General features: G+C 62.3%; 12 protein-coding genes. 3 read left to right on the top strand and 9 right to left on the bottom strand.

Annotated elements, in window-relative coordinates; genetic code table 11:
* The first annotated feature begins 351 nt into the window (after nucleotides 1–351).
* Entirely contained in the window at nucleotides 352–1,119 is a 768-nt protein-coding gene (locus ACIPZG_RS00505; protein ID WP_400709121.1) for an RHS repeat-associated core domain-containing protein, read from the top strand.
* Between the two features lie 122 nt (nucleotides 1,120–1,241).
* Here ACIPZG_RS00505 and ACIPZG_RS00500 read toward each other — a convergent pair whose 3' ends face one another.
* Together ACIPZG_RS00500 and ACIPZG_RS00495 are read right to left on the bottom strand one after the other, a co-directional pair.
* Nucleotides 1,242–1,724, bottom strand: a complete 483-nt coding sequence (locus ACIPZG_RS00500) for a glutathione peroxidase (RefSeq protein ID WP_400709118.1) — start codon at nucleotides 1,722–1,724, stop codon at nucleotides 1,242–1,244.
* A 144-nt stretch (nucleotides 1,725–1,868) separates the two neighbouring features.
* Complete coding sequence (locus ACIPZG_RS00495; RefSeq protein ID WP_314614595.1) at nucleotides 1,869–2,354, bottom strand: peptidylprolyl isomerase; 486 nt, start codon at nucleotides 2,352–2,354, stop codon at nucleotides 1,869–1,871.
* Between the two features lie 12 nt (nucleotides 2,355–2,366).
* Here ACIPZG_RS00495 and ACIPZG_RS00490 point away from each other — a divergent pair, with 12 nt between their 5' ends.
* Complete coding sequence (locus tag ACIPZG_RS00490; RefSeq protein WP_400709115.1) at nucleotides 2,367–2,654, top strand: DUF3565 domain-containing protein; 288 nt, start codon at nucleotides 2,367–2,369, stop codon at nucleotides 2,652–2,654.
* A gap of 29 nt (nucleotides 2,655–2,683) precedes the next feature.
* Nucleotides 2,684–4,771, top strand: a complete 2,088-nt coding sequence (gene pta / locus ACIPZG_RS00485) for a phosphate acetyltransferase (protein ID WP_008097062.1) — start codon at nucleotides 2,684–2,686, stop codon at nucleotides 4,769–4,771.
* Nucleotides 4,772–4,835: 64 nt separating this feature from the next.
* Here pta and ACIPZG_RS00480 read toward each other — a convergent pair whose 3' ends face one another.
* The 7 genes from ACIPZG_RS00480 to ACIPZG_RS00450 form a co-directional block, all read right to left on the bottom strand.
* Nucleotides 4,836–5,528 carry an OmpA family protein gene (locus tag ACIPZG_RS00480; protein ID WP_400709112.1) on the bottom strand — a complete coding sequence of 231 codons (693 nt, stop codon included), beginning with the start codon at nucleotides 5,526–5,528 and terminating at the stop codon, nucleotides 4,836–4,838.
* A gap of 109 nt (nucleotides 5,529–5,637) precedes the next feature.
* On the bottom strand, nucleotides 5,638–6,282 hold the full coding sequence (locus ACIPZG_RS00475) for an MBL fold metallo-hydrolase (RefSeq protein ID WP_400709109.1): 645 nt from the start codon (nucleotides 6,280–6,282) through the stop codon (nucleotides 5,638–5,640).
* Nucleotides 6,283–6,291: 9 nt separating this feature from the next.
* On the bottom strand, nucleotides 6,292–6,639 hold the full coding sequence (locus ACIPZG_RS00470) for a type II toxin-antitoxin system ChpB family toxin (protein WP_400709106.1): 348 nt from the start codon (nucleotides 6,637–6,639) through the stop codon (nucleotides 6,292–6,294).
* On the bottom strand, nucleotides 6,636–6,890 hold the full coding sequence (locus ACIPZG_RS00465) for an AbrB/MazE/SpoVT family DNA-binding domain-containing protein (protein WP_400709103.1): 255 nt from the start codon (nucleotides 6,888–6,890) through the stop codon (nucleotides 6,636–6,638). The genes ACIPZG_RS00470 and ACIPZG_RS00465 overlap by 4 nt, the downstream gene beginning before the upstream one ends.
* 174 nt (nucleotides 6,891–7,064) lie before the next feature.
* Nucleotides 7,065–7,757: a sensor histidine kinase gene (locus tag ACIPZG_RS00460; protein ID WP_400709100.1), complete on the bottom strand. Its 693-nt coding sequence runs from the start codon at nucleotides 7,755–7,757 to the stop codon at nucleotides 7,065–7,067.
* On the bottom strand, nucleotides 7,754–9,361 hold the full coding sequence (locus ACIPZG_RS00455) for a tetratricopeptide repeat protein (protein ID WP_400710831.1): 1,608 nt from the start codon (nucleotides 9,359–9,361) through the stop codon (nucleotides 7,754–7,756). The genes ACIPZG_RS00460 and ACIPZG_RS00455 overlap by 4 nt, the downstream gene beginning before the upstream one ends.
* Before the next feature lie 150 nt (nucleotides 9,362–9,511).
* The gene (locus tag ACIPZG_RS00450; protein ID WP_400709097.1) at nucleotides 9,512–12,229 is read right to left on the bottom strand and encodes a LuxR C-terminal-related transcriptional regulator; all 2,718 of its coding nucleotides are present in this window, start codon (nucleotides 12,227–12,229) and stop codon (nucleotides 9,512–9,514) included.
* Nucleotides 12,230–12,335: the final 106 nt, after the last annotated feature.

Genomic DNA, 12,335 nt, shown 5'->3' with positions numbered 1-12,335 from the left:
CGGCTTGCCGGCGATGGGCGGCGAAGCGGCCCCTCATGCTCAGCCCAGAGCCTTTTCGATAGCCTCAATACGGCGCAGTAAGCTGAGCAAAACACGCCAGCACCTGCCCATCCTTGCCTACCAGGAACCTCTCGGAGTTTCAGGGACTTTCACACTGGGGATTCGGCCACCCAAGCTGATGCAGTTCGTACCCTTACGACAAATTCGAAACTTAATCACCTGACAAATTTATCAGTGTTGCACCTGACCACTTTAAAGCATACTCATTCCTCGCGCAGCACTGAGCAATTCAATAACATGCCAACACACACACTTTCCTCACTTTCAACACACCGACAGCCGAGCTGTTACATGCCTTACGGCTATCGAAACACCGAGACGAAGCCAATTGGATTATTGGGCTTCAATGGCGAGCCTTTTTCTACTTTAATGGAATGTTACGCCCTCGGGAATGGACACCGAATATTCAATCCTCGCTTGATGCGATTTATCAGTGCAGACGCCCTAAGTCCGTTTCACGATGGCGGGATAAACGGCTACGCCTACTGCCTAAACGACCCCATCAATTCACAAGATCCTAGTGGAAAATTCACAATAAGGACTGCAGCAACTGCAATCCAGGCAGTTAATCGATTCAAGAGGCCTCTGAACTCAAAAGTAAAAACCGCCACTCAATGGAAGCCGCTCACGAACCGCTACATTAAAGACCTGAAAAAAGAAGTTCGACACGCAAACAAACTAATAGCGGAGAATAACGCCTTCCTCACCTTAGTGAAGGGTCCAAAAAGTTTAAACCGAGTAGACAACAGCCAGCTTAGACATAAGTTCACACTTACTCGAGACAAAAAATTCTTCATCGGCAGCTTCAGTAATGACGATCCTAGCCATGCCAGTATCGCCGAACTCGGCAGAAGGGCGACCGGAGCGAGCAACGAAGTCATCAGTGCAGGATACATAAGTAAAGACGGCGATGCTTTTAGTTTAGACAACCAGTCTGGACATTTCCGGCCTTCGGTACAACAACTGACACCCGCCAAAGACTACTTAGAAAAATTGGGCATAGCTGTAAAGTCGTTGAGGGACATTAAACCTGATAACGGTTATGTTACGAATCTCTAGGATGTGGGTACTGGGAAAATTATTGTCGTAGACACCGCCGTCAGCAGACCATTCAGCATCAGGCGGTGATTTGCTCTTAGGGGCAGACGTACGCGGCTCCCTGTGGGAGCGGCCCCTCATGCTCAGCCCAAAGCCTTTTCGATAGCCTGCAGCACGACCGGATCATCCGGCGCGGTACGCGGGGCGAAACGCGCCAGCACCCGCCCATCCTTGCCCACCAGGAACTTCTCGAAATTCCAGGAAATGTCACCAGGAAACTCGGCCCCCTCGCCCGCCAGCAGTCGGTACAACGAGTGGCGCTGCGGCCCGTTGACTTCGAGCTTGGCGCCCAGCGGGAAGCTCACCCCATAGTTGAGGCTGCAAAAATCCTGGATTTCTTTTTCGCTGCCAGGCTCCTGGCCGGCGAACTGGTTGCAGGGCAGGCCAAGCACATTGAACCCTTTGCCCTTGAACTGCTGCTGGAGCTTTTCGAGCGAGGCGTATTGCGGCGTCAGGCCACACTTGGAGGCGACATTGACCACCAGCACCACCTGGCCCTTGAACGGTGCCAGGGGCAGGTCCTGGCCGTTCAGCGCCTTCAATGTCAGGTCGTGAAATGCACTCATGTTGTATCCCCTCTCAGGTTCCCGGTTGCCGCTGGGGCGAATTGCGCCCACTAAAAAGGCGCTCATCCAAGCCGTGCACCTCCCTCGGGGAGGCGAGCCGGCTTGTCCGAGCGCCTGGCGACCTTCTGAGCTTAGCGCAGAAAATCAGTGGTGATGGCCACCTTCGCCATGGATGTGGCGGTGAGCGATTTCTTCTTCGCTGGCATCACGCACATCGATGACCTTGACCTTGAAGTTCAGGCGCTGGCCAGCCAGTGGGTGGTTGCCGTCGACGGTGACGTCGTCGCCGTCGATGTCGCGGATGGTAACGATCTGCATCTGGCCGTCCGGCGCCGAAGCGTGGAACTGCATGCCCACTTCCAGCTCGTCGACGCCTTCGAACAGGCTACGGTTCAGGGTGCTGACCAGCTCGGCCAGGTACTCGCCGTAGGCGTCTTCCGGCTCGATGGCAACTTCCAGCTCGTCACCAGCCTGTTTGCCTTCCAGGGCTTTCTCCAGGCCCGGGATGATGTTGGCAGCACCGTGCAGGTATACCAGCGGTGCACCGCCGGAGGAGCTGTCAATGACCTCCCCAGCGTCGTTGGTCAGGGTATAGTCGATGGAGACAGCCTTGTTGGCGGCGATCAGCATGGGTAAGACCTTTTGCATAAGAATGTAGAACTCACAAGTGTAACCAAGGCATCGCCTGATTGCGAACGCGCCTCGGACGAGGGGCGACCCACCAGTCGGATCACGGGCTTTCATCAGGACGAAGACGGCCACTGGGTGGTCGAGCTGTCCTGCGGTCACAGCCAGCACCTGCGCCACCAGCCGCCCTGGCAAGCGCGCCCGTGGGTGCTTGACCCGGCGCAACGGGCGCAGCGCATCGGCCAGGCTTTCGCCTGTGGCTGGTGTGCACAGGAGGCCGATAGCGCTACCCTTGGCCGTTGACTCCTTGCAACGCTTATTTCGAGAAGCACATGCAGACATTTTTCATCGCGCCGACCGACTTTGGTGTCGGCCTGACTTCGATCAGCCTGGGCCTGGTGCGCACGTTGGAGCGCGCCGGGCTCAAGGTCGGCTTCTTCAAGCCGATCGCCCAGCCGCACCCAGGCGACACCGGCCCGGAACGCTCCACCGAGCTGATCGCCCGCACCCACGGCATCAAGCCCCCCATGCCCCTGAGCCTGGCCCAGGTCGAACGCATGCTCGGCGATGGCCAACTCGACGAATTGCTCGAAGAAATTATCCGTCTCTACCAGCAAGCCTGCGTCGGCAATGACGTGGTGGTGGTCGAAGGCATGGTGCCAACCCGCCATGCCAGCTATGCGGCACGGGTCAACCTGCACCTGGCCAAGAGCCTCGACGCCGAGGTGATCCTGGTCTCGGCGCCGGAAAACGAAGTGCTCAGCGAACTGTCCGGGCGCGTCGAGCTGCAGGCCCAGCTGTTCGGCGGCCCGCGTGATCCGAAGGTGCTCGGGGTAATCCTCAACAAGGTGCGCACCGACGAAAGCATGGCTGACTTCGCCACCCGCCTGCGCGAACATTCGCCATTGCTGCGCGGCAACGACTTCCGTCTGCTCGGCTGCATCCCCTACCAGCCCGAACTGAACGCCCCGCGCACCCGCGATGTGGCCGACCTGCTCGGTGCCCAGGTGCTCAATGCCGGCGACTATGAGCAGCGGCGCATGAACAAGATCATCATCTGCGCCCGGACCGTGGCCAATACCGTGCCGCTGCTCACCCCGGGCACCTTGGTGGTCACCCCGGGCGATCGCGATGACATCATCCTGGCCGTGAGCCTGGCGGCGATCAATGGCGTGCCGCTGGCCGGCCTGCTGCTGACCAGCGACAGCAAGCCCGATGCCCGCATTCTTGGCCTGTGCCGTGGCGCTCTGCAGGCCGGGCTGCCGATCCTGTCGGTCAGCACCGGCTCCTATGACACGGCCAACCAGCTCAATTCGCTGAACCGCGAAATCCCGGTGGACGACCGCGAACGCGCCGAGTTCATCACCGATTTCGTCGCCAGCCACCTCGATGCAGCCTGGCTGCACCAGCGTTGTGGCACGCCCCGCGAGTTGCGCCTGTCGCCTGCGGTTTTCCGCTACCAGCTGATCCAGCGGGCACAGCAGGCCAACAAGCGCATCGTCCTGCCGGAAGGTGCCGAGCCACTGCTGGTCCAGGCCGCCGCGATCTGCCAGGCGCGCGGCATCGCCCGCTGCGTGCTGCTGGCCAAGCCCGAGGAAGTCGAGGCCGTGGCCCGCGCCCAGGGCATCACCCTACCGGCCGACCTGGAAGTGCTGGACCCCGAGCTGATTCGTGGCCGCTACGTCGAACCGATGGTCGACCTGCGCAAGAGCAAGAACCTCAACGCGCCCATGGCCGAACAGCAGCTGGAAGACCCGGTAGTGATCGGCACCATGATGCTGGCGCTGGATGAAGTCGACGGCCTGGTGTCGGGCCTGGTCCACTCCACCGCCAACACCATCCGCCCTGCCCTGCAGTTGATCAAGACCGCGCCGGGCGCCAGCCTGGTGTCGTCGGTGTACTTCATGCTGTTTCCCGAGCAGGTGCTGGTGTACGGCGACTGTGTGATGAACCCGCACCCCAGTGCCGAGGAACTCGCGGAAATCGCCCGGCAGAGCGCCGATTCGGCGCAAGCCTTCGGCATTGCCCCACGGGTGGCGATGATCAGTTACTCAAGCGATTCGGCAAGCGACGAGGAAGTGGAGAAAGTGCGCGAAGCAACGCGCCTGGCGCAAACCGCGGACCACGGCTTGCTGATCGACGGGCCGCTTCAATACGACGCTGCCGCCAACCCGCAGATTGCCCGCCAGTTGGCGCCGCAAAGCCCGGTGGCCGGGCGCGCGACGGTGTTCGTATTCCCTGACCTGAACACCGGCAACACCACCCACAAGGCAGTGCAGCGCAGTGCCGACGGGGTCAGCCTGGGGCCGATGCTGCAGGGCTTGCGCAAGCCGGTGAACGACTTGCCGCGAGGGGCGCAGGTGGACGATATCGTGCATACCATCGCCCTGACCGCGATTCAGGCGAGCGAGGTGCGCTGAGGCCTGGGGCTGCTTTGCAGCCCAATCGCCGGCTTGCCGGCGATTGGGTCGCAAAGCGACCCTGTTAGTACTGCTGACCAGGAATCGGCTTCAGGTTGACCTCGACCCGGCGGTTCTGCGCCCGGCCATTGGTATCGGCGTTGCTGGCGATCGGCTGATCCGGGCCCATGCCGCGCGCCGATACGCGCGTGGCATCGACACCCTGCGAGGTCAGGTAGCTGGTGACCGCCTGGGCGCGACGCTGGGACAGGTCCATGTTGTGCTGGCGGCTGCCAGTGCTGTCAGTGAAGCCAACCACTTCGATGGTGTTCTGGTTGAACTGCTTGAACGAGTTCGCCAGGTTGTTCAGCGGCGCGTAGAAGCTCGGGGAAATGTTCGCCGAATCGGTGGCGAAGGTGATGTTGCCCGGCATGATCAGCTTGATCTGATCACCCTCGCGCTGTACTTCGACGCCGGTATTGGCCATTTTGGCGCGCAGTTCGGCTTCCTGCTTGTCGGCATAGTAGCCATAGCCGGCGGCGGCGGCACCGACCGCGGCGGCGCCAATCAGCGCACCCTTGCCACGGTTGTCGTGATCGATGGCGGCACCAGCGATGGCGCCGGCCAGCGCGCCCAGGCCGCCGTATTTGGCGGTCTTGCTCATCCCGGTGGAGCCGCCCTGCGCCTGACCTTGGTTGTCATAAGCATTTTGGCCGGCGCAGCCGGTCATCAGGGCTGCGGCAGTTGCGACGATAATCAGACGACGCATGTTGAACATGGACAAGCTCCTACAGAAATTCAGTTGTGCGGCAGATCGCAGAGGGATCGATGCCAGCCTTGGATTGCATGAAGGCGAAATAATTCCATGAAACCACTTTCATGTGGTTTCAGGCCCGCACGAACGGGTTCTCGCGCATCTCGTCACCCAGTCGGGTATCGGGGCCGTGGCCGGTGACCACGATGGCCTCTTCATCCAGGCGATACAGACGCTCCTTGATCGAGCGAACGATGGCGCGCTGGTCACCCCCCCACAAATCGGTGCGGCCGATACCCCGGCGGAACAGGGTATCACCGGCAATCAGCAACTTGGCGTCGGCGAACCAGAAGCTCATCGAACCTGGCGTATGCCCCGGCGTGTGCAGGGCCACACCGCAGCCACAGGCCAGCTCTTCGTCATCACCGAGCCAGCGGTCTGGCGAGGGCACCGGGGTGTAGGGCACGCCGAACATCTGGCATTGCATCTCAAGGTTGTCCCACAAGGCTTCGTCGTCCTTGTGCAGGTGCAACGTGGCGCCGGTGAGCTCCTTGAGCTTGCCCGAGGCGAGGAAATGGTCGAAGTGTGCGTGGGTGTGGATGATGCTCACCAGGGTCAGGCCGTGGGCCTGCAGGCGGGCGAGAATCTTCTCCGGGTCGCCGCCCGGGTCGACGACGATGGCTTTCTTGGTGAGTGGGTCGCCGATCAGCGTGCAGTTGCACTGCAGGGGGCCTACGGGGAAGGTTTCGCGGATGAGGGCTAGCGATGTGTTTTCCATGAGAATCAATCAATCGAATAGCGTTTGAATGCGAGCCAATGCGTCGAGGATAACCACCTCCGGAACCGACTCGATACGTTTGGCACCTCGGGCTTCAAGGTCGACCGTGCGAATCTGATTGCAGAGCATTACCCCTTGGGTCTGAGTGCCTGCGCCGCTAAGGGTAACCGCAAAGCCTGCATGCCTGGCGAAATCTGCGCCCTGGGAAATGGGTACGATCACGGCGAGCCCTGCTGCATTGAAGGCCGCTGGCGTGATGACCAGGGCCGGGCGACCACTGCCCTGTTGTTCCCGGCCAAGCGTAGGGTCCAGGTTGATTCGAACGATATCGCCTCTGCCGAACCTGACCCGCTTCACACTTCACGCCCCACTGGACGCATTGCGTTCCAGTCGGCCATATCCTCAGGCTCGGGAGCATTCAGGTCACATTGCGCCATCAGCTCTTCAAGGGTGTACTTGGGTTTGGGCCGCACGGGCTTGAGCACAAGCGTGTCCCCCGTCGTGTCCAGGCTCAGGGTCGAACCGACACCGAGGCGCATTTGTTTGAGCACTGCCGCCGGCAGGCGAATGGCGGCACTGTTGCCCCATTGCTGAATCTTGATCTGCATGAGTATCTCCCAAGGTAGCTACATAGTAGAAACCCTCCAAGTGATTGCAAGTGAAATGTAGAAACGTCGTATCTACAATGTCACCCGCCGGGCCCCTAAAAAAAGCCCGGATATCACGAGCAAGCGCTTCCTCACAATGCCTTGGGAAACGGCTTACAAACGCTCACTTGGCGCTCACGGCAAGTACAACTTGAACAGCCCTCCCCCAAGCGCCCCGCCATTGGCAATTTCGATGCGCCCCCGCACCCCGTCGCGCTCATGCAGCGCCGCGATCCGCGCCGCGAAGTACAGGCCAAGGCCGGTACCACCGCTCTGCGCATCGATGCTCTGCACGTAATCCTGTTGCCGTTCGAGCATAAGCGCCGGGTACCCCGGGCCGTCATCGTTGACGCTGATGACCAGTTGCTCGTCTTCTTCCTCGATGCTGATCAACAGCGCATGCCCGGCATAGCGCGTGGCATTGGTAACCACGTTGGCGATCACCGAGGCGACCAGTTCACGGTCGAAGAAGCCCAGCGGGTTGTCGCTGTCGATACGCCAGGTGGCGAGGATGTCATTGTGTTCCAGCACTTGCTGGTGGGCCGCCAGCTGGGCTTCGATGAAGTCGTCCAGCTCGTGGTAGTCCGGGCAGACCGGCAACTGGTTGACGCCCAGTTTGTACAACCCCAGCAACTGCACCAGCATGCCGTTGAGGTGTCGGAATTCGTGTTCGATCACGCCTTGCTCGGTGCCGCTACGCAGGTCTTCGGGCAAGCGTGCCAGCCACTGGTCGTGGGACTGGATCAGCGCTGACAGCGAGTTTTTCAGGTCATGCACGGTGGAGGCGATCACCGTGGAAAAATCCAGCCCCTGATTGTCCTGGCTCATGCGCCGAATACCTTGATGTGCAATTTGCGGTAGCGGTCGTAACGGCTGTCGCTGGGGGGAATACCGGCCACGCTGGTCAGGCAGCTACGGCATTCCTGCAAGATGGCCGGCGGCGTGACTTCGCCACCGATGCGCAGCAGCGCCTGGGAAGTATTGAGCGCGATGCTGATGTTCTTGGGCTGCATCGACAGGGCTTTGCGGAACATCTGCAACGCTTCGTTGAGCTGCCCGGCCTGGTAGCTGCGCACCCCTTGGCGGTTGAGGTCGACAGCCTCGGTGACAGCGTTGAGTACGGTCGGGTCGTCGGTGAGCGCGGCCACGCTCTGCATGACCTTGGGATCGTCACCGTAGGTTTCCACGCAGCTTTTGAGGAGGGTGACACTGGCGGCTTCCTGGCCAAGCGCCTGCAGCTGCCTGGCCACGGTCAGGGCGGCCTCGACCGAGAAAAACTGCTCCATCTTGTCCAGCCGTGCAATGGCCTGCTCCGTGAGCTTGGCGGCCGTTTCGGCATCGCCGGCCTGCTGCAGGCTGGCGGCCTTCATCATGCGCGCACGCACTTGCAGCCCCTGGTCTTCGGCATTGTCCTTGGCCACTTCGCTGAGCACGGTATTGATCTCGACACGGGCACGGGCATCCAGGCCAAAACCGGCATTCTTGCTCATCAAGGCCTGCACCAGGCCAAGGTTGCTTTCAGGATCCTTGTAGCGAGAACTCTTGCCTTGATTGACCGCATGGCGGAACGCCTTCGAGGCGCTCTCGAAGTCTTCGTTCACCAGCGCCAACTTGCCCAGCGTGGCCTGACGCCGCACCGCCAGTGGCGACAGGCGCACCGCCTCTTCCAGCATGTTCTGGGCACGCTTGGTGTCGCCTTGGGCGACCAATACGTCGGCCATGCCATCGTACAGCCCAGGCATGATCGGGAAGGCCTTGAGCGCCTGTTCATAGACGCCCTGGGCCTGGGCATTCTGGCCGCGCTTGTGCATCAGGCTGCCCAGTGCCGAGTACACCCAAGGCTGGGGACGGCTGGCGAGGATGCTCTTGAGGAACTTCTCCAGCTCCTCGAAGCGGTTGAGGTGACGCAAGGCATCGGCCCGGTAGCGCAGGCACAAGGGCGCGAAGCGCGGGTCTTTCTTGCACAGTTCGGCACAGGCCACCAGCACTTCGGCCGGGCGGCCGCGGTCCAGGGCCTGGAGGATCGGCTTGAGCAAGGTCTTGCGTTGCGTGAGCTTGTCCAGGCGCTGAGCCAGGCCCACGCGGTTGAACGGTTTGGTCAGGTAGGCATCAGGCTCATGCTCGAGGGCGCTGAGCACGATGGCCTGGCTGCTTTCGGCGGTGACCATGATGAACACGCACTCGTGGCTGATCAGCTTGTCGAGGATCAGGTCCTCGAGCACTTGCTGGCCGTTCTTCTTGCCGTCACCGAGGTGGAAGTCCTGGAGAATGTAGTCATAGCGCTTCTGCCCGCACATGCGCAGGGCCTGCTCACCACTGTCGGCAGTGTCCACGTCGCGCACGCCCAGCTCTCGCAGCATCGAACGGGTCGAGGTGCGGAAATCGGTGAAGTCGTCGACGATCAGAAAGCTCTTTTGCCCGTACTGCAGCATCAACACGACCTGTATTGGGATGATGGGTGGATGGCGTGAGGCGATGCATACCGCCGACTCCTTTATCGGCCGTTGGTCGGAAAAGATGAGGGCAAGCATGAAGGGCTCAAGGCCAGCGCTTTATCGGCCCCTTCGCTGAACAGCCAGCCGTCAGGCCAGCAGGCCCAGCGACTTGGCCCGCGCCACCGCCTGGGTTCGCCGCTCCACACCCAGCTTGCTGTTGATATGACTGGCGTGGGTCTTGACGGTGTGCAGGGAGATGAACAACCGCTCGCTGATCTGCTGGTTGGAACACCCCTGTGCGATCAGCTCCAGCACCGCCAGCTCGCGGCCGCTCAGGGATTCGCCAGTGCCGCCTGGCGCGATGGTAATCTCGGGCAAGCGCGCCAGCAGCTCGGCCTGCAGCGGGCAGGCGGGGCGCGCGATCAACTGCTCACGCAGCCACAGCGGATGCGATTCGATCAGCCGCTGGAACGGCAACACCACGCCACCCTGGGCTGCCGCCAGGGCCCTCGGCAGCAGCTCGACAGCCTCGGCTTCGCGGCCTTGCACCAACAACAGGTCGATCCACTGGCACGACGCGCTCAGCGCCAGCAACATGCCGCCACTGGCCTGCCCGCGCTCGACCAGGTCGCGCAAACGAACCACGGCCTCGTCGCTGCGCCCCTGAACACGTTCGAGCAACGCCTGCTGCAACTCGATATGCAAGGGCAGCAACGGGTGAAACTCGGGCGCCGCCGCACGTTGCTCACCGCCATAGGTCTGCCCCAGGCGCAGCAACCAGGACTCGGCCAGGTCGGTACGCCCCTGGGCCAGCCACAATTCGCACTTCACCAACGTAATCATGGCCAGGTAGAAGATGGGCGGCACATCCCAGATGTGCATCAGCCGCTCGGCCTCGGCCAGCTCGGCGAACGCCTCTGCATAGTTGCCCTCCCGGCCATCGAGCCCGGCGATCACACAGTGGCCGATCAGTACGCTGATGTCGCGACAGGCACGCGCCTCGCCCAGCCCTGCACGCAAGCGCGCGCGCCCTTGGGCAGGTTGCAGGCGCCACACCAGCAGATAACCCTCGTACAAGGTGAGGCGCGCACGCACGGCGAACAGGCGCTGCGCCTGCAGCCCCTGCAGCCGCGCCAGCCCCTGGCGTACTTCTTCCAGCGCGCGTAGCACCTCACCACGGGCATGCAACACCCGCGCGCGATCGTAGTGCGCCAAAGCTTCGAACAACGGGTTGCCGACCCGCTGGGCAAGCTCGAGCGCTTCACGGTTCCAGCTCCGCGCGCGCCAGTAGTCGGCATCGGCGATGGCCAGGTTCGACAGCGTCGACAAACACACCAGGCGCTGCCCATAGCGCTTGCACGGCAGGCTCTGCAGGGCTTCGCCGCAATAGGCCAGGGTGCGCTTGCGATCCCCCCGCCCACGGGCGATGACCCCGCTCAACGCCAGCCACTGCGCCAGCATCGACCGTTGCGCCGTGGCTGAGGGCGCGGGCAGAAAACGGCTGAGGTGGCTTGCCAGTTCTTCAGCGGCATCGAGCTGGCAGGCCAGGCCCAATGCCCAGCTGTACAGCACGATCAGCCGCGGCGTGCTGATCAGCAGGCTGTCGGGCAGGTCCATTTTCCAGCGCAGCAGCATGCCGACGTTCTGCTCGGCCAGCAGTTGCTCCTCCGAAAGGCTCTGCACCAGGTTGGCGGCAACGTCCAGGTGGCCGGCACGCAATGCCTGCTCCACCGCCTCGTCAAGCAGGCCCTGGGCCTGGAACCAGCGACAGGCGCGAAGGTGCAGGCGGGCCGGCGGTTCGCTGGCCTGCCGGCTGCGCAGCAGGTCGGAGAACAGATGGTGGTAGCGATACCAGTGACCATGCTCGTCCAGCGGCACCAGGAATACCTGATGGGCTTGCAGGTAGCTGAGGATCGCAGCACTGTCGTGACGTTCGCGCAGGGCATCGCACAACGCCGCGCAGAAGCGCTCCTGGCAGGCGGTGTCGAACAGGAAGGCCTGCACGTCCGATGGCAGGATGTCGATGACTTCTTCCAGCAGGTAATCGCGAATGAGCCCTTCGCCGCCATGCAGCGCCTGGGGCAAAGCGTACTCATCGCCGCATTCGCTGGCCGCCAGCTGCCAGAAGCGCAGCCCGGCCACCCAGCCGTCACTGCGCTGGATGAGGTTGTCCAAGGCCTGGCCACGCAGGCCCGTCGGCTGACGACCGATAACGGCCAGGGCCTCATCGGCGGTAAGGCGCAGATCCTGTTCGTTCAGCTCGATCAGCTGCCGCGACAGGCGCAGCCGCGCCAGGTGCCAGTCCGGGCGCTGGCGGCTGGTGACGAGCAAGACCAGGCCGCCGGGCAGGTGATTGAGGAAGAACTGCAGGCAGCGGTCGAGCACGGGGCCCTGGGCCAGGTGATAGTCGTCCAGCACCAGCAGCAACGGCGTGTCGGCCTGCAAGTAGAGCGCAAGCTCGTCGAGCAGGCCGTCGATCCATTCCTCGAAGGCGAACGGCTGATGGCGCTGGCGCATCTTCAGCAGCCCCATGGCCTGGCCGCCCAGTGCCGGACAGTATTGCTGCAGTCCTTCAAGCAGGCGTTCGAGGAAGCGGCCTGGTTCGGCATCGCGCTGGCTCAGGCCGAGCCAGAGGCTGCGCCAGTGGTCGGGCAGCGCTTCACAGAATTCGATGGCAAGTGAGCTTTTGCCAAAGCCCGCCGGGGCATTGACCAGCAGCAAGCGCCCACCCAGGCCGGCGTGCAGACGCTGGCACAGCCGTGCACGCGCCACGTGGCCGTCCGGCAATGGCGGCCGGAAGAAACGCCCGTCCAGCAAGCCCAGGGCCTGGCTGGCGAATCCATGCGTACGGGACAAATCTGTCATGGCCGGCTCGTTCTGGTTGGAAGACTACGGCGATACGGATTGTTGCGAGACTAGCGGGTAACGTGGCGCATTTGAAGATGATGGGCACCATTACCGTGGAAAAGTC

This window comes from Pseudomonas sp. NPDC089395 (assembly GCF_044749525.1).
In the GTDB taxonomy this organism is placed as follows: domain Bacteria; phylum Pseudomonadota; class Gammaproteobacteria; order Pseudomonadales; family Pseudomonadaceae; genus Aquipseudomonas.
Note: the sequence above shows the minus strand (reverse complement) of the source record. Positions and strands in the feature narration are given on the sequence as shown.